The sequence below is a fragment of the Bacillus sp. RC242 genome (genome assembly GCF_044908245.1).
Taxonomy (GTDB): Bacteria; Bacillota; Bacilli; order Bacillales; family Bacillaceae_G; genus Bacillus_A; species Bacillus_A mycoides.
This window is the reverse complement of sequence record NZ_JBIYCZ010000013.1, coordinates 157,440-175,840: the sequence shown is the minus strand read 5'-3', so window position 1 is coordinate 175,840 and position 18,401 is coordinate 157,440. Positions and strand designations below refer to the sequence as shown.

Here is an 18,401-nt window from a genome sequence, read left to right as displayed (position 1 = left end):
ATTCAAGAAAAATTAAACCACCTATCCCCTAAAGAATTTAGGGAACAGATGGTTTAGGTGTTTTGATATGTGTCCCGTTTTCGGGGTTCACTTCAAAAACGTAAGGTTTTTTATATAGTCCCACATATGCCGTTATCTATAGATGTCCATAAACCTGCTCTCACAGGTGGATGTTCTCACAAATGTTTGTAACTTCCTTCTTAAAAAGATGGCCTGCTATCTACATTTAAATATTGAACTTCCATATTATACTTATTGGTTTAAGACATACACAAGCTACGTACACCGTAGGAATTTTATATACTATTAGTTGAAATAAGACCCCCGCAAGTGCCGTCTCTCGTAAATGTCCAAAAACCCGCTACTCGCAGGTGGATGCCCTCACAGTTACCGTATATCTTCCTCCACAAGGAAGGCTTGATAATGGTCACTAAATATTGAGCTTCCGTAAAACTAACATCGGTTTTAGACATAAATAAGTTACGCACACCGCAGGATGTATTATTTACTTGTCGTTATATTATCACATTGTTTCCAATGTGTAAAATATAATATTTTTGAAGCAATCTCTTGCTTGTGACCTTATTTTAATACAAATTATTTTTGCATGCAAGTGATTAATCTTCTTCTTTTGCAATTTGATTTTCTGGATAAGAAATCCAATCACTCCAGCTACCTGTATACAACTTAACATTTTGAAAACCAGCTAATGTTAATGCAACTATGTTCGGACACGCTGTAACACCAGAACCACAATATACGATTGTTTCCTTCTCTTTATCAAGATTTTGGAAACGCCCTTGCTGTTCCTCTTCGTTTTTAAAGTGTCCCGATTCTAAAATCCCATCTTTCCAAAAATAGTTTACTGCCGTCGGAATATGCCCTGCCTTCGAATCAACGAGCTCTTCCGCACCAGCATAACGTTTTGGTTCCCTAGAATCAATTAATGTCATATTTGCACCTGCACGAATTTTCCCTCTCACATCTTCCATCGTTACAAGCATATTTTCTTGTATTTCCGGTATAAAAGGTTTTCGTGCAATAACTGGGATATTCGGCGTTGTGTGTAATCCATTCTCTTTCCAAGCTGGAAATCCACCGTCTAATATATACACTTTCTCATGTCCTACATAGTTTAATAACCACCATAAACGAGAAGCCATTGCACCAGCTTGACTGTCATACGCAATCACTGTCGTATGTTCATCAATCCCGGCCTGTGAAAGCTTGTCTGCAAACTCCTCAATATTTGGCAACGGATGGCGGCCACCATGTTCTGCTACAGGACTTGATAAATCTAAATTTAAATCAAAATATAACGCATGAGGAATATGTTCTTCCTCATACTTCTCTCTACCCCAATTAGGATTCGCTAAATCAAATCGACAATCGATTATACGGACATTCTCATCTTCTATATGCTCACGTAACCATTCGACTGTAACAACCATCTTTAACGACCTTCTTTCTCTTGCAAACGACCTACATACTCCATAACCATATCTTTTGTAACAAGTTTACGCTGCAGTGCAACACCATTTTTTGCAAGCTCATTAATTTGCTTTGTTACAACATTAATGACATCAACCGAAAATTCTTTCCCATTTGACGCAAGAGATACGGCTGCTTCAATAGCTGCTTCACGCTGCGCATCTAATTGTAAACATGCTTTTACACTTTCATTTTGTTTACGAGAATGTGCTGTAATTGCTTTATGTACTTCCATCTTCTCTTCCCCCTAAATAAGTTATACGTTCTTATTCAATTCCATTGCAAGCCGAATCATATCACGACATACAATCCCATTTTCAATAATCTCTTCTTCATAATGCTTTGAAAAGTAATCAAAATCAATAGAAAAAATACGAAATCCACATTTTTGATATAAAGCAAGTTGTGAAACACTAGAATTGCCTGTACCAACTTCAAGTTTTGACATACCATATCCTTTAGCAGTTTCTATGGCATGACTTAATAGCTTCTTTCCAATCCCTTTTCCTTGCAAATGCTCTACAACCGCAACGTTCATAATTTCCATCGTCTTCGGCCTTGTTTCCAAAAGAACATATACACCGATAACACTCTCCTCTTGCTTAGCTACATATGTTAAGCCTCTTTGTGTATATGCATCAATTTGGCTTTCACTTGGATCAGCAAGAAGTAATAAAGATTTCGGTATAGCTTCTTTCGAAATACGCTCTATGACAACAGACATAAAAATTCCCCCTCCTCTATTGTTCTAAACCCCCCTTGTCTACCATAGATAATAGAAAGGAGGGATTCACCATGGACAACAATGAGAAAAAACGCAACGTCATCTCTATTGATGGAAAGAAAAAGAAGAGCGACACATATTCCTATCCAAAATTAGTAGTAGAAAACAAAACGTATGAGTTTTCTTCATTCGTCTTATGCGGTGAAACACCAGACGGCAGACGCTTAGTTCTTACCCATATGATTTCTACTGATGAGTTTGCAGGGTTTGTAAAATCTTTAGATACTGTACTACAAAAGAAAATTGAACGAATCTTTTTTTCATAACAGCTATTTAATATAAATTTCTTTTTCAATTTCTACTAACTGCTTTTGTAGCTCTTCTTTACTTTGTTCGTATAGTGATACATCAATTGTTTCAGCTAAAGCGAATAATATACTTTCATAATAATTCTCAACATCTTGCTGCATCACTTTTTGGAATAGGTTCCATTTTGCATCCCACTCTTGCTTATAATGATGAACGAATAAATCTTCTTCATCAACTACATAGTTTGATACGAAAGGTTCTAACACTCCTTTAGCGTCTTCTTGCATAAAAGCTTTATCATTTTTTTCAAAAAAGCTTTTCTCATTTTTAAAATGTGCTAGTGCCTTTTTAAAATCTTTTATTTCTATTGAAGGAAACGGCTCTTTATGTGTAATAATTTTATATTCATAATCCACTGTTCCACCCATAGAAATCGATTCATTTTCCACTTTGCAATTCACAACAATTTCATCCTTTGCACGCTTCATCGCTTCATCTATCCATTTTTCAAGACGTAATGATGTCGCACGCATTTCTTGTAATAAATCATGTTGAATAAATGAAACTAATTCCATTACACATTGCTGCAACTGCATTTTCACATTCCCATCTGTTCGTAACGACGCCGGATTAATAAATTCAGTAAACACATCGTTATAGCGTAAAAATAGACGTTGGTGTACATAATAAAGCAATTCTTTCACTTCATTTTGCATTGCTTGCTCTTCAGCAAGTACACTATATGATGAAATAATATGAAGTAGCTGATTACGCTCTGCTTCATATTTTTTTGTTTGCTTCTCTTTCTCATCATTTCCCTGCTTTGCGCCATTTATCATATTTACAAGAAGCTGATTCGCTCCTTGCAATGCACCATATAAAGCATGCACAGATACAAGCATTAAATCCCTCATCATAAAGGACGTAAATGATTCTTCAAACTTAGTAATCCCGGAGTTTTGTAAAATACCATACTTTTCTTTATCAATACTTTTCCCTTGCTTTTCTTCAAGCGCACATAAACTTGAAATTGCAAATAAACGTGGATTTCTAATACCGTATTGCAGGAGCTGATCAGCAATATAACCTTTTACCATTTCAAGTTCTTCTTCAGATTGTGCTAAATCGGCAGCATTTATTAAGAAGAACATTTTATCAAGTGCAAATGTATCCTTTACACGACCGAGCTGAATTAAAAATTCACGATCTGCACGAGAGAAAACATGATTATAGTATGTTACGAATAAAATAGCATCTGCGTTTTTAATATACTGGAATGCAACATCCGTATGGCGCGCGTTAATAGAATCCGCCCCTGGTGTATCTACAAGAGCTACTCCTTGCCTTGTTAAAGCACAATCATAATAAAGCTCCATATACTCAACAAAGCATGATTTTTCTTCATTAGCTACATAATCAGAGAACTCCTCTAACGTAACTTGTAATTGTTCCCCTAAATGATTAGCAACTGCCTCATATCCTTTTTGTACCGCTCGCAAAAAGCTAAATGTTGTTTTTTGCTTCCCACTTGGTGAAGGGTATTTCATAATTTGATCAATTTTCGTTAACGCTTCTTCCAATGTAGCAATTTCATAGTTAAACATTTTATAAACAGCTTTCATATCTTCTAACAGCGCTTGCTCTGATTTAAACTGGACAATTACCGTTCCATGTTGTTTATCTTCTGTAACTGGCAAAATTTGATTTATTGTTGCTGTCGTTGGGTTTGGCGATACAGGAAGTACCTTTTCACCGAGCAATGCGTTAGCAAATGATGATTTCCCAGCACTAAAAGCTCCAAATAACGCTACTGTAAATTGCTTCGTTTCTACACGCTGTCTTTTGCCAACTACCTCTTGCTGTAGATGTTTCAGTGTAGGCAATGGATCTAATATCGTTTCAGCTTTCTTCACTTTTTCTAATATACGCTGAATATTTAAAGCTTTCGTTCCTTTAATCTCTTCTTCACTAGCCGCTACGTTATCATTTACAATTTCTTGCTCTTGTAGTGTAAACTTCTCACTAACAACTTGTTTTTTACTTTGTAATATTTCGTCTATTTGCAATCCATCTGGTATAGAAATATTTTCATTCCAAATATCTCCTAAATAGCTCTCATATTCCTCATACGTCTTAATGTACTGTAATTTTGTTTCTTTTGCTGTTTGTAACATCGTGTATTTTTCAATTTCTTCTTCAATACGTGCAACTTCTATCTTCACTTTCTTCTGCAATATACCCGTACTTTTTCCAAAGATTTGCTGAGATTTCATAAAGTATCTTTTCTTTAACTCATTTGCAACGTCAGCAGTATAAAGAAGTAAGTAATCACCGGTAAATCCAGCCCCCTGTTTAATTGTTTCAGCCAACACTTCCGGTCCGAAAGCAATTTCTAACGCATATATGTCTTTCCCTATTTCCTCTGTAAATAACCCTTCTTCTTTTAAGAAGGCTACAATAAATTCTTTCACATGAAAATCAAGTTGCGTTTCAACAGTCTTTTGAAGAGCAGAATAAAAAGCATCTACACGTCTCTGTTTTTCTTGCTCCGTCTTTCCTTTCGCAAATAACAAGCCAACTTTAAACTTCGTTAATTTCGTTTCTAAATATTTATTTGCCAATTCTCTCATTTCAAATGGCATTAAATACGCGTTATCTAATATGGCTTGTAAACCTTTTATAAATTCATTTCTCACATCAGATTCTTTACTAGCCACCCGATTTTTATTTTCAGTTAACTCTTCCTTTTTTTCAACTATCTCTGAAAGTGACAGTGGTGATGTTAATTCTTCTTCATATTTCATGAGATGTTTTTCATTTTCAGAAAGAATAAACGAACAATGTTCTTGCAGTAAATATTCTGTTTCTCGCTCCATTCCCTTTCTTACATACTGCTCTTTTTCTTTCATGATAGAAAAGATTAATGCTTCTAAACTTTGAATTTCATTGTATGGATGATTCATCATTCGCAATGATGTATAAAAAATACCATCTACTTCAATATCCCAGTTAGAAAACGACTGTTTTACACTATCTCTATACTCTTCAAACGATAACTCATTTGCTTTATGTTTATCTATTTGGTTTACAACGAGATAAACCGTTTTATTACGTTCTTTCAATTCTTTAACAAATTGTAAGTTAACCTCTGATTGGACATGGTTATAATCCATCATATAGAAAATAACATCTGCAAGATGGAGTGTTGATTCTGTTGCTAATTGGTGAGCATCATCTGTAGAATCAATTCCCGGCGTATCAACTAACATAACCCCATCAGGAATTGGCGCATCATTTCGATAAATATGAACACCAATTACTTCATCACCGTCTTTACATATTTGTTTTAATTCTTCTGCTGAATATGCGCCGTCATATTCATACTGTTCTCCAGACTTAATCGTTACAACAACACGATCAGATCCTCTTTCAATTTTAACAACGTTAGCACTCGTTGGAATCGGACTTGTCGGTAATAATTGCGCTTTATATAGGTGATTCATCATTGTCGATTTCCCCGCAGAAAAATGACCACAAAAAGCTAGCATAAGCTGCTCTTGTTTATATTTTTGAATCACTTCAAACAACTTCAAACTATTCTCTACATCACCGTTTTTTTGCCACTCTTCATAAAAACAAACAAGTTTTTTCATACCGTTTGTCTGTACTATGTTCGTCATCCCCTTGTTCCCCTTTATCCAAGATGTATATACTTTATCCCGCTATTTGTGGGCAGTAAAAACCCGTTTCGTACGGGATAGTAATCAGTGAGGGATAGACCTCCCCGCTGATTAAAGTTTCACTTTATTATCATACTAAATTTTCAGCATATTCACATCAAAAATAAAAAATCCCTTTCATTCTTTTTACAAATGAAAGGGATTTTATGTAATATTATTCATTTTGTTGTTCCTACTCCATTTAATACATACTTTGTAACACCAACATATATAGCAATCGTTCCTGCAACAAGTGCATATACCATATTAACACACCAACCTTTTTTGATAATGATTATCACTTTTGAATACATTTTATCATTAAAGAGAATCATTATCAACAAATTTATAAAAAAAGAAAGCTCCTTCGGGAAAAGGAGCTTTACTGCCTGTTTTAAAGAAGTTTAAAACTTGCTGTGCACTCTTATTATATCTCATAATACACATCTTAGCAGTTTTAAAAATTGGAAATTACCTATATACCCTCCTCTTTACATTTTGTATAATAAAAGGGAATTACTTAACAAGGAGGAAAATAATGACACAAAATATTTCACAAGGCGAGAGGATACATTCCATCGATATTATTAGAGGAATAGCTGTACTAGGTATTTTTCTTGTTAACTGGCCTGTTATCGCTGGGATTGATTCTCGAGACATTTCCGGCGTTTATGATGGATTAGACAGCTATATTCGCTTGTTTTATGACATGTTTATTCAAACAAAATTTTATACTATTTTTTCATTTTTATTCGGATTAGGTTTTTATATCTTTATGAGTCGTGCTGAGGCGAAAACAGATCATCCGAAAACTTTATTTGTTCGCCGCTTGCTCATTTTATTATTATTTGGGTTCTTGCATTACGTTCTTTTATGGGACGGGGACATTTTACATAGTTATGCAATCGCTGGATTTTTCTTATTGTTATTTTATAAGAGAGAACCTCGTACTATTTTGATTTGGGCATTAGTTTTACTAAGCATTTTTCAATTTTTAATGCTAATTACTAGCATTGGAATTGCCTTAATGCCAAGAGATGAGCTAGGACTCTCCTTACCAATCATGCCATTAGAGGACTGGATGTTACAAATACAAAATCGTTTCCATGCGTTTTATTCTGAAGCAATTGGGCTAAGTGCATTCATGCTTCCAGAAACAGTTGGATTATTTTTGCTTGGTTTATATGCTGGCAAAAAAGATATTTTCCGCCGCTCAAAAGAATTAGATCCAAAGCTTAAAAAATGGCAAATCATTATGTTCGTTTTAACATTACCAATGTGGTTCTTTATGGTTCGTTATTTCTTGTCAAAACAACCTTATGATCCGATTTACATGAGTGCCTTTACAATGTTTAGCGGAAAAACATTATTCATCTTCTACATTTTCACACTCATGCGTTTATTACAAAAAGAAAGATGGCAAACATTATTACGCCCATTCCAATATGTCGGACGAATGGCGTTAACAAATTACATCACGCATACGATTATTACGTTACTTGTATTCGGCCTATTTTTCAAAAAGTATTATCCCGCTCCATTATGGGTGGGACCACTATTTTGCATCGGCTTTTATACGTTACAAATCTTTATTAGCCGCTGGTGGCTTTCACGTTACCAATATGGGCCACTTGAATACATTTGGCGCCTTGGTACGTACGGTAAGATGATGCCACTTAAAAAGAAAAGCAAGGTCTCATAATGAGACCTTGCTTTTTACGCTTCTCTTACTGCACTTTGCATAGAGACTGGTTCTTCTTTTACTTTTACTTTGCGATGCGGCACCATATTAAATACGATATTTAAAAGTACTGCTGACGCACTTCCAAGTACAATTCCGTTATCTGTTAAAATACGGATGTTTTCCGGAAGCTGTGAAAATAACGTTGGAACAACTGTAACTCCAAGTCCGATTCCGACAGAACATGCGACAATTAATAAATTTTCTTGTTTTCCAAAATCAACACTGCTTAACATTTTAATACCATATGCCATAACCATGCCGAACATTGCTAGCATTGCACCGCCAAGTACTGATTTCGGAATAATTGTTGTAATGGCTGCGATTTTAGGAATAAACCCAAGAGCAATTAACATACCACCACAAGTATAGATAATGACGCGATTTCTTACTCCAGTTAATTGAACAAGTCCTACGTTTTGAGAATATGTTGTGTATGGAAATGCGTTAAAAATACCACCTAGAACCATTGCCAATCCTTCTGCGCGATAACCTTTTGTTAATTCTTTTTCACCGATCTTCTTATTACAAATATCAGATAATGCAAAATATACCCCTGTTGCTTCCACAATTCCTACGCAAGCAACGAGAATCATCGTAATAATTGGCGTTAATTCAAATGTTGGTGTACCGAAGTAAAACGGCTGAATACCGTGGAACCAATCTGCCTCTCCAACCGCTTGCAAGCTTACTTTCCCCATAAATGCTGCGACGATTGTACCGAACAAAAGACCAAGTAATATAGAGATTGAACGGATAAATCCATCAAAGAAACGATACATAATAATGATAAATAATAAAACACCAAATGCTAACGCTAAATTTTCTAGACTTCCGAAATCTTTACTTCCAACTCCTCCAGCCATATCATTAATAGCTGCTGGAACAAGTGTAACCCCAATAACTGTAACGACAGATCCTGTTACAACAGGAGGAAACAGTTTTACAAGCCTCCCAAATAATTTCGCGAAAATAACAACAAATAATCCCGCAGCAATAATTGCTCCATATATAGAGGACACGCCGTATTGTTTACCAATTGCAATCATCGGTCCAACCGCTGTAAATGTACAACCAAGTACAACCGGAAGCCCAATACCGAAAAAGCGATTTGATAATGCTTGTAAAATCGTTGCTACGCCGCACATTAATAAGTCAATCGATACTAAATACGTTAATTCTTGTTGATTTAAACCAAGTCCCCCGCCGACAATAAGAGGAACAATAATTGCGCCAGCGTACATGGCAAGCATGTGCTGAATACCAAGCGATGCGATTTTAAATGGGTGCTGCTTCATCGTTAGTTCACCTCCGCAGTTTCTTGCTGTACAAATGTAACTGTGCCGTTATCAAGTGATGCAATTTCTGCTAGTGATTCAACACGAACACCCTGTTCACGCAGCTTCTTTCCTCCATCTTGAAATGCTTTTTCAATAACAATGCCAATTCCCGCAATACTTGCCCCGGCTTGCTCTACTAAACTCATTAAACCTAAAGCAGCCTGACCATTTGCTAAAAAGTCATCAATAATTAATACATGATCATTTTCATCAATATGATTTCGAGATAATGAAATCTCGTTCGTTTCTTGTTTTGTAAATGAATATACGTTTGCAACATACATATTATCTTGTAACGTTAACGATTTACGCTTTCTTGCAAAAACTACTTTTACACCAAGCTCTAAAGCAGCCATAACCGCTGGCGCAATGCCTGAAGATTCAATCGTCACGATTTTTGTAATGTTCTCTTCTTTAAAACGCTTAGCAAATTCTTTTCCGATTTCTTGCATAAGTACTGGATCAATTTGATGATTTAAAAATGCATCTACCTTTAATACATCACCAGATAAAACCTTTCCTTCGTTCAAAATCTTTTCTTGTAATACTTTCATGTTAGTTCCTCCTCTTATGCAAATAAAAAACTCCAAAAGCCGCCACCACTCGTTACAAGTGAGAGACGTGCTTTTGGAGTTTCGCAAAAAAGAATGCTAAACAAGCAAATATATTCGTCCTCACTCATAGTCAAAGTATTTACGGTACTTCGGTAGAAACTTGCAGGCCATATCCCCGCGATTATATGAGTGTAGCTAACTTATTTATTTATAGAAGGATTATAACGCACTTTTTTCACTTTGAAAAGCATTTATCGAAAAAACACGTACGAATTTTATGAAAATACCATTTTTGTTCGAGTTTTTCAAACTTTCACATTTCATATTACAACGTCGTTAATATGATAGGACCATCCTTCGTAATCGCAATTGTATGCTCATACTGTGCAGATAATTTCCCATCCATCGTCCGTGCAGTCCATCCGTTTAAATCTACTTTAGAATATCGCATACCGGCATTTACAATAGGTTCAATTGTAATTACCATTCCTTCTTGTAATTCTGGTCCTTGCCTTGGCTTACCAAAATGAAAAATTGCTGGTTCCTCATGAATTTCTTTACCAATTCCGTGTCCCGTAAAGTCTCTTGCAACAGAAAACCCTTCAGAGGCTACATAACTTTCAATTGCGTATCCAATATCTCCAACATGGTTACCACTTATTGCTTGCTCAATCCCTTTATATAAAGCACTCTCTGCTACTAACAATAACCTTTTTGCTTCATCAGAAATATCTCCAACTATATACGTCCATGCAGAATCCGAAAGCGCACCATTTAAGTTTACTACCATGTCAATTGTCACAATATCTCCTTCACTTAAAGGAACATCTGTTGGAAACCCATGACACATTTCATTGTTCACAGATGCACATATTGCGTATGGATAATCGTTATACCCTTTCTGTTCGGATCTGGCACCATGCTCTTCTAAATATGCTTCAACAAACGTATCAATTTCTTGTGTAGTGATACCTGGTTTCATCATTTTTGCAATTTCTCTATGACAAGAAGCTAGTAACTTCCCCGATTCATGCATCAAATCTATTTCATTTTTCGTTTTAATTATAATCATACTACCTCTCCTTACTAAACTTGCTATTTGCTACTAAACTTCAATCATACACATCCTCTTCCAAAATTTCAAAACTTCTAATTACAACAAGTACAAAAACAAACATCATTTATTTCTACATCAAAATAAAAAAACAGAAGCTCTCCTCTGTTTTTTAATCATTTTCACATATATAATTCATTTTCAAAAACTCAAAACAACTACCATTTGTTTTCTGTATAAACGTTCCAACAGCTTCGAATCCTGCTCTTTTATACACTTTAATCGCTCTTTCATTAAATGTCGCTACTGATAGTGTTATATAATTGCATCCGTATTTTTCTTTACTAAAATCTAATCCAGCTTTTACGAACTGTAAACCTAATCCATTGCCTGTTATATCAGGTCTCATTCCAAGTCCTATATCAACTGTTTGATTATTTATGTTACTAAAACTAAAGAAACCAATGAGAGTACCATTTTCCTTCACAGAAAATGTATGATTCCCTCTACTCTCATCCTCTAAAAACTCAGCTAAATCTTCTTCATCTGCCTCTATATCATAAAAGGAATACTCCCCTTCATAATGCCAGTTGTATGCAATTTCTTCTGCTTCCGCTTGCGACATTACTGTAAACATATAGCCCATTTCTCTCACTCCCTCATAAAAAAAAGCTGCAATTAAGCAGCTCCTGTTTTATAACTCATAAATCTCTTTATATTTAGCTTCTAAATAATCAGCTAAGTAGTTTGCATTTAAACCTTCACCTGTCACATCTTTTAAAATTTCAAGTGGTTTTTTCGTTTTGCCATATTGGTGAATATTCTCTGTTAACCATTCACGAATTGGTGTCACGTTTCCTTCTTCTAATAATGCATCAAAGTTTGGAATATCCTTTAGCATCCTATGTTTAAATTGCGCTGCATACATATAACCAAGCGCATAAGATGGGAAGTATCCAAATGAACCACCAGCCCAGTGAACATCTTGCAATACACCTTGTGCATCGTTTTCCGGACGAATTCCTAAATATGCTTCCATCTTATCATTCCAAGCCGCTGGCAAATCCTTCACTTGTAATGTACCATCAAATAATTCTTTCTCAAGTTCATAACGAACCATGACGTGAAGCGGATATGTAAGCTCATCTGCTTCTATACGAATAAACGATGGCTTCGATTCGTTAATCGCATCATAAAACTCATCTACTGATATATCATTGAATTGACCATCGCTATACTCTTTTAATAAATCATAATTTTTCTTCCAGAATGATTTATTACGACCGATAAAGTTCTCAAAGAATAATGATTGTGACTCATGAATACCCATAGAAGTTCCACTACATAGCGGTGTACCTTCAAATTTCTCTGCAATATTTTGTTCATATACAGCATGACCACATTCATGAATCGTGCCGAAAACAGCCATACGGAAGTCTTTCTCATCGTAACGAGTCGTAATACGAACATCCCCTCTATTTAATGTAATTTCAAAAGGATGTACCGTTTCATCAAGACGACCCGCTTCAAAGTTATAGTTCAATTGTTTTAATAACTCTAAAGTAAAATTCTTTTGTTTTTCTTTTGAAAAATGTTCAGCTAAAGCATTTGTTTTTAACTCTTTTTTAGACTCAGAAATTTCTTTCACAAGCGGAACGATACGTTCACGTAGTTGACCAAATACATGATCTAACACTTCTACTGTGATTCCCGGCTCATACATGTCTAATAGCGTGTTATATTTGTACGTTTCGTAACCCCAATATGTAATAAACTTCTTTTTGAATTCAACAATTTTTTCTAAATACGGACGGAACATTTCGAAGTCAGATTTTTCGCGAGCTTCTTCCCATACACTTTCCGCTTTCGCTTCTAATTTCACATACGCTTCATATTCCGCTTGTGGAATTTTCTTATTTCTATCATATTCTTTACGACACTCTTCAACCATTTTCTTTGTCGTTTCAGAAAGTTTATTTTCAATAATTAAAGATTCTAGTTCAGTTAAATAGTTCCCCATCTCATCTGAAGTCGACATCGCAAACACTTCGGATGAAAGCATTCCAATTACTTCTGAACGCTGGTCTACTCCTTGCTTTGGTGCACCTGTTCTTAAATCCCAAAACATTAAGCTTAATGCCTCTCCGTAATTCTCTATCTTCTTCACATATGTTAAAAATTGTTTTTCCACTTCATATGTAGCAACTGTCATAGTATAAAAAACCTCCTTTTTCTACCTCAAACTTATTTCGACACTGAAACATAAATTCCTTTTCTAATAGAAAAAAAGCTTGGCAAATGCCAAACTTTTCCCTACAACATTTTTTCGCTTAAAGTACTTTTCCTTCTACCGGAAGTACTTTCTTCACTGCTTCTATCACTTTTTCATCTTCATTATCTGATAAGAATAATGATATAGCACCTTTATCTTCACTTGTACGAATTAAACGTCCAATTCCTTGGCGAAGACGTAAAATCATATAAGGCACATCTACGTCCCAGAATGGATCATTCACATGTTTACGCTTCGCCTCAAACACAGGATCGTTTGGAGGGAATGGTAATGACCAAATAATAACATGTGATAATGATGAACCTGGAATGTCTAAACCTTCCCATAAATGAACGGCACAAAGTACAGTCTCTTCTTCATTTTGGAAACGAGAAACGAGCTGACTAATTTCTTGATCTCCTTCATATAGAAACGGCACTGACATTTGCTCTTTACTTACATATTCTTTAAACGCTGCAAGTTCTTGCGTTGTACGGAATAATACGAGTGTACGTCCATTTGTTTTTTGTATATTTTCAAGTGTATATTGACACTTTCTTTCCCATTCATTTTCTTTCGTATACGGAAGTAAGTTTACTGTCATTTGCTCTTCATAATCAAACGGCGAAGCAACTGAGAATGATAAGTAATCTTTTACCCCTAGACTATTTGCAGTAAATGCGAACGAATCATTGTCAGATAATGTCGCAGAAGAGAAAATATATGGAATCTTCTTCGAGAATACTTTTTCTTGTAACACTTCTTCAACTGCACGCGGCATAATAACTAACGTGAAAGCACCATCGCCTTCTTCACCCCACGTAATTACATTTTTCTCGTGCATGAAAAGACGAAGTGAATGCTCTAACACATCTAAATGCTCATCAACAATATTTAAATCGTATGTGTTTACTGTATGCATTTCACTTTCAAATACTAATGCATCACCGACTTCACCGATTTTCGCATAAAGTCTTTTCGCTTCTGCAGTTACCTTTTCTGTCACAGTAATTTCTAAACGATCAGAACCTTCAATTTCCTTTTTATTCTCTTGTAGTACCCCAAAGAATTGTTCAGTTTGCCAAATTGTTTCTTCTACTAAATGTGCGAACTCTTCACGAATATCATTTTGTAATAATCTCGTTAAAAGTTGCTCCATCATCGTTTGTTTTAAACGGTACGTTAAAGCTTTTTGAGCTGCATATTCTACAAGATGCCCTTCATCGAATACAACGCAGCTACTTTCTGGTAATAACGGAATTTGTCCTTCACGTTTGCGAGCTTCGTACGTCCAAATATGATCCATATAGAAATCTTGAGAACAAATGATTAAATCTGCCGCTTTACGATAATGCTCGCGCGAAAGAGTTTGACCACAACGATGACGAGAATCACAAGTGAAGCAATCTTGGAAGTAATCCCAGTTTACCTTTGACCATTCCTCGTCATTTAACAGTGGAAATTCTTTTCGATCACCATAGTGAGTAAAGTTCTGCATCGTACCATGATCGAATACGAACTGAGGTAATTCGTAATATACATCTTCAATTACTTCTGGAGCTCGTCCACTCATAACATCTTCAAGTTTACGTAAACATAAATAATTATCCATTGACTTCGCAAGTCTAACATCAACAGATAGCCCTAATGCTTCAGATAACTTAGCAATGTCTCCTTCTTCTTTCACAAGCTGCTCAATTAACGTTTCATCTGCACAAGCGATAATAGCCGGCTTCCCTGTATAACGTGCATAACAAATTGCATATAGAAGATATACAATTGTTTTCCCTGTTCCTACACCTGCTTCTGCAAACATAACTTTCTTCTCTTGGAAAGCGCGCTCTAACTGAAACGCCATAAAAATCTGTTCATCACGCTCTTCAAAACCTTTTTCCGGAAGAATGTCGTAAAACACATCTCCAATCCACTCATTCAACTTATCATAAAAATTATCTTGTTTTCCTACTTCAAATGGTAACCTATTCTCAGTAAACATCCTTAGCCTCCAACCAAACAGTTTTTCTATAAAAAGATATAGCAACTGCTACTCACATGTGTGCAGCCACTTTCCCCTGTTACAATACATAGAAATACACGAAAAAAAATTTTCCTTTCGAAAAAGGAAAATTTTTTTCTATATTAATGACCTTAAATAACGTTTATCAATCGCTGTTTCATGTGAAAGAGCTGACAAATATTCTTCCTGCGCTTTTTGTATTCCCTCTACAATTGCACCTTGACTATCCACTTCTTTTCCGAGCTCATCATACGTACGGTGAATAGCTTTTTGAATCATCGAGAATTGGAAACTATCCATATCACTTCCTCCTTTACGCATTACATAATAGCCAGTATATGCGTGCTGGAGGAGTTTTATACTATGAATTACGCGGTGGACGCTTTCCGAAGTATTGATAGTAATCTGTACGGATAAATCCGTTAAACAGTTTACGCTTTTTCGATGCATCTTTCCCATAACATTTCTCAAATGCTTCATAACTTGTTAATAAATACATTGACCACGTATCTAATGGGCGGAATACCTCTCCCATTTCTTTATATAATTTTTCAACAAGCGCTCTTTCACTTAAACGTTCTCCGTATGGAGGATTCGTTACAACATAGCCATATTCCTCTTTTGTCGTGAAATCTTTTACTTGCATTTGTTTAAATGATATAAGATCCCCTAATCCAACTTCTTCTGCGTTATCTTGGGCAACTCTTATCATACGGTGATCGATATCTGATCCAATGATTTGCAATGGTTGATTATAATTAGCTAAATCTTCAGCTTCTTGACGAGCTTCGCGCCAATTTTGTTTACCAACCCAGCCCCATTCATCCGATGCAAAACCTCGGTTAAATCCTGGTGCGATATTTTGTCCAATTAATGCAGCTTCAATTGGAATTGTACCAGATCCACAGAAAGGATCAACGAAAGGACGATCCGCCTTCCAGTTTGTTAACTTAATTAAAGACGCAGCTAATGTTTCTTTTAAAGGCGCTTCACCTTGCTCAAGACGGTATCCACGTTTATGAAGACCTACACCACTCGCATCGATTGTTAACGTCGCAATATCCTTGAGCATTGCAATTTCAATACGGAATAACGGTCCATCTTCTTCAAACCAAGTTGTGCGTCTATACGTTGTTTTTAATTTCTCAACAACAGCCTTTTTAACGATACGTTGGCAGTCTGAAACGCTAAATAATGTTGATTTCAAAGATTTCCCAATAACAGGGAATTCTCCGTTCTCTGGAATATAATCTCCCCAGTTTAACGCTTTTGTTTTTTCAAATAACTCATCGAATGTTGTTGCTTTAAATTCACCGACTTTAATTTTCACACGGTCTGCAGTACGTAACCATAAATTCGTACGACAAATCGCTTTTTCATCCGCTTCAAACGTTACCTTTCCGTTTTCCACTTCACATTCATAACCAAGATCGCGAACTTCTCGGGCAACTAACGCTTCTATACCCATTGCCGCTGTTGCAATTAAAGTAACTTTTCCCATTTGCATTCACCTCTTATGTATAATCAAACAATAATTAATAACATGTTTTCCTATTAATTATCACATATTACGAAGAATATTCTCATTTACCATTTTAACTCACAATTTATAACTTCATACAAATAAAAAGCCCTCCTCTAACAAAGGAGAGCTGAGTTATTTCATAGTTGGTTCATAACGTTCTGTAAGCCATGTTCTGTTCCTTTGTACTGCAAACGGCCCACGCCTCGTACTCCGGTGGTAATCATCTATCTACAGGTTACGAAAACCTGTCCTTTCCCATCGTTCATTTCCTTGGAAAAGATTCCCCTACCATTATTTGGGTTTCTCGCTCGTGGGGTTTACCTCGTTCCACTCCTATCATTTCTTCAAGGACTTCGTCACTGTGGCACTTTAAAGGTAGTCAAACCATATCCGAAAGGACTTAGGTTTTTTCCCTGCCGTTAAACCAGCCTTGCAGCCAGAATACCCTAGCTTATGACTTGGCTAGGCACGAACACTACAGCCATCTCAGGCCGTGCGAGCATGGACTTTCCTCTACAACGTTGGCGTTGCAGCGATTACCCAAACGTTATGACAAACATTAGTATAGTGGAAACAAAAAGATTTTGCAATGTTTTTTTCTATGTAAAATACTTTAACCTTTTTGTTACCTTAATTTATTCGTATAACTTACTTCCAAATACAGCTTTTTCTAAATTAGATAGACGTTTTAAAATATCCGTATTCGTATTGTTATACACTGGTTGTGCAACTGGTGTTTGTACAGGTTGTTGCGGAACTTGTGTTGCCGCTACTTTCTGCTCTTCTAATTCACGTTTCAAACGAACGTTTTGTTGTTTTAATTGATCAAATTCCTTATGAAAAGCTTCATAATCTTTAATAATCATATCAAGAAACTTATCTACTTCTTCTTGTTGATAACCTCTCATACCTGTTTTAAATTCTTTTTCTAAAATATCTTTCGCTGTTAATTTAATTTTATCCGAAATCATTTTCTTCACCTCTAATTTTTGCCAAAGCTTTCATTAACTAAATTTTTTCAGAAACAATGCCTTTTGTCAATCAAATATACGAGTACTATATTACATATTACTCTGCATTATTCCACTGTTCCTCTTCCATTATATCTTGTAAATCAGAAAAAAGAATAAAATAACTGTGATAATTTTCTATTTCTCCTTTTTTCTTAGCTGCTTCTACAATATATTTAGGGCTCCCAGACTTTTCTTCATCATATACAGCTAAAAGTGCATCGCTTTTTTCAATAAAAAACTGATTCTTTAATTTAAATTGCTCTGGGCTTTCGTACTTCCGTTTCGTAATACTATCAATGTGATCTGCTTGCGAAAGAATAAATTCGTAATATTCACGGTTATCTTCCTTCCAATTTTCTTCTTGTTCTAAAAAAGGAGTAAATACCGCTAATTTTAAATCTGGATATTCTACTTGAATTTCAAAAACAACTTCAGCAGCCCATAGCTCTACTCCTAACTGGCCGCTAATAATAACCCATTCCAAGCCTTCTTCTACAAAAACAGTTAATTTACGACGCAGCGCCTTTTTTATACACTCTACTCCTGGATGATCATTTTTAAATATTCCAAGTTCAAACGGCTTATATCCTGTTACAGCAACAACCTTCATATCAACACTCCAATTACAAAAAAAGAACTAGC

General features: G+C 35.6%; 17 protein-coding genes, 3 other RNA genes and 1 riboswitch. Of the genes, 2 read left to right on the top strand and 18 right to left on the bottom strand.

What is annotated here, in order from left to right; translation table 11 throughout:
• Positions 1-113 precede the first annotated feature (113 nt).
• From ssrS (ABH957_RS22330) to ABH957_RS22310, 5 genes are all read right to left on the bottom strand, one after another.
• Positions 114-297, bottom strand: a non-coding RNA gene (ssrS, locus tag ABH957_RS22330) — 6S RNA.
• Positions 298-318: 21 nt separating this feature from the next.
• Positions 319-501: non-coding RNA, 6S RNA (ssrS, locus tag ABH957_RS22325), on the bottom strand.
• A gap of 116 nt (positions 502-617) precedes the next feature.
• Positions 618-1,451: a sulfurtransferase gene (locus ABH957_RS22320; RefSeq protein WP_242309099.1), complete on the bottom strand. Its 834-nt coding sequence runs from the start codon at positions 1,449-1,451 to the stop codon at positions 618-620.
• A gap of 2 nt (positions 1,452-1,453) precedes the next feature.
• The gene (locus ABH957_RS22315) at positions 1,454-1,726 is read right to left on the bottom strand and encodes a YpbS family protein (protein WP_113937077.1); all 273 of its coding nucleotides are present in this window, start codon (positions 1,724-1,726) and stop codon (positions 1,454-1,456) included.
• Between the two features lie 21 nt (positions 1,727-1,747).
• Positions 1,748-2,215: a GNAT family N-acetyltransferase gene (locus ABH957_RS22310; protein ID WP_404447368.1), complete on the bottom strand. Its 468-nt coding sequence runs from the start codon at positions 2,213-2,215 to the stop codon at positions 1,748-1,750.
• 71 nt (positions 2,216-2,286) lie between these two features.
• Here ABH957_RS22310 and ABH957_RS22305 point away from each other — a divergent pair, with 71 nt between their 5' ends.
• A complete protein-coding gene (locus ABH957_RS22305; protein ID WP_404512230.1) occupies positions 2,287-2,541 on the top strand; it encodes a DUF3931 domain-containing protein in 255 nt (84 codons plus the stop codon).
• 3 nt (positions 2,542-2,544) lie between these two features.
• Here ABH957_RS22305 and ABH957_RS22300 read toward each other — a convergent pair whose 3' ends face one another.
• Together ABH957_RS22300 and ABH957_RS22295 are read right to left on the bottom strand one after the other, a co-directional pair.
• Positions 2,545-6,204 carry a dynamin family protein gene (locus ABH957_RS22300; protein WP_404512228.1) on the bottom strand — a complete coding sequence of 1,220 codons (3,660 nt, stop codon included), beginning with the start codon at positions 6,202-6,204 and terminating at the stop codon, positions 2,545-2,547.
• 218 nt (positions 6,205-6,422) lie between these two features.
• Positions 6,423-6,545: a hypothetical protein gene (locus tag ABH957_RS22295; RefSeq protein ID WP_273541939.1), complete on the bottom strand. Its 123-nt coding sequence runs from the start codon at positions 6,543-6,545 to the stop codon at positions 6,423-6,425.
• 236 nt (positions 6,546-6,781) lie between these two features.
• Here ABH957_RS22295 and ABH957_RS22290 point away from each other — a divergent pair, with 236 nt between their 5' ends.
• Positions 6,782-7,945, top strand: coding sequence for a DUF418 domain-containing protein (locus tag ABH957_RS22290; protein ID WP_404491134.1), 1,164 nt, complete (start codon positions 6,782-6,784; stop codon positions 7,943-7,945).
• Positions 7,946-7,959: 14 nt separating this feature from the next.
• Here ABH957_RS22290 and pbuX read toward each other — a convergent pair whose 3' ends face one another.
• From pbuX to ABH957_RS22235, 11 genes are all read right to left on the bottom strand, one after another.
• Positions 7,960-9,282: a xanthine permease PbuX gene (gene pbuX / locus ABH957_RS22285; protein WP_404447378.1), complete on the bottom strand. Its 1,323-nt coding sequence runs from the start codon at positions 9,280-9,282 to the stop codon at positions 7,960-7,962.
• 2 nt (positions 9,283-9,284) lie between these two features.
• Entirely contained in the window at positions 9,285-9,878 is a 594-nt protein-coding gene (locus ABH957_RS22280) for a xanthine phosphoribosyltransferase (protein ID WP_002086571.1), read from the bottom strand.
• A gap of 107 nt (positions 9,879-9,985) precedes the next feature.
• Positions 9,986-10,087, bottom strand: a riboswitch (purine riboswitch).
• Positions 10,088-10,203: 116 nt separating this feature from the next.
• A complete protein-coding gene (locus ABH957_RS22275) occupies positions 10,204-10,950 on the bottom strand; it encodes a type I methionyl aminopeptidase (protein ID WP_016101466.1) in 747 nt (248 codons plus the stop codon).
• 154 nt (positions 10,951-11,104) lie between these two features.
• Positions 11,105-11,578, bottom strand: coding sequence for a GNAT family N-acetyltransferase (locus ABH957_RS22270; RefSeq protein WP_113937072.1), 474 nt, complete (start codon positions 11,576-11,578; stop codon positions 11,105-11,107).
• A gap of 48 nt (positions 11,579-11,626) precedes the next feature.
• Positions 11,627-13,144, bottom strand: a complete 1,518-nt coding sequence (gene ypwA, locus ABH957_RS22265; protein WP_404447386.1) for a carboxypeptidase — start codon at positions 13,142-13,144, stop codon at positions 11,627-11,629.
• 118 nt (positions 13,145-13,262) lie between these two features.
• Positions 13,263-15,200 carry an ATP-dependent DNA helicase gene (locus ABH957_RS22260; protein WP_002011942.1) on the bottom strand — a complete coding sequence of 646 codons (1,938 nt, stop codon included), beginning with the start codon at positions 15,198-15,200 and terminating at the stop codon, positions 13,263-13,265.
• Positions 15,201-15,338: 138 nt separating this feature from the next.
• On the bottom strand, positions 15,339-15,521 hold the full coding sequence (locus ABH957_RS22255) for a DUF3921 family protein (protein ID WP_113937070.1): 183 nt from the start codon (positions 15,519-15,521) through the stop codon (positions 15,339-15,341).
• A gap of 61 nt (positions 15,522-15,582) precedes the next feature.
• The gene (locus tag ABH957_RS22250) at positions 15,583-16,722 is read right to left on the bottom strand and encodes a THUMP domain-containing class I SAM-dependent RNA methyltransferase (RefSeq protein ID WP_002011868.1); all 1,140 of its coding nucleotides are present in this window, start codon (positions 16,720-16,722) and stop codon (positions 15,583-15,585) included.
• Between the two features lie 180 nt (positions 16,723-16,902).
• Positions 16,903-17,294, bottom strand: an RNA gene (gene rnpB / locus ABH957_RS22245) — RNase P RNA component class B.
• 87 nt (positions 17,295-17,381) lie between these two features.
• A complete protein-coding gene (gpsB, locus tag ABH957_RS22240; RefSeq protein ID WP_000622428.1) occupies positions 17,382-17,717 on the bottom strand; it encodes a cell division regulator GpsB in 336 nt (111 codons plus the stop codon).
• 97 nt (positions 17,718-17,814) lie between these two features.
• The gene (locus ABH957_RS22235; RefSeq protein ID WP_002011870.1) at positions 17,815-18,369 is read right to left on the bottom strand and encodes an SLOG family protein; all 555 of its coding nucleotides are present in this window, start codon (positions 18,367-18,369) and stop codon (positions 17,815-17,817) included.
• Positions 18,370-18,401: the final 32 nt, after the last annotated feature.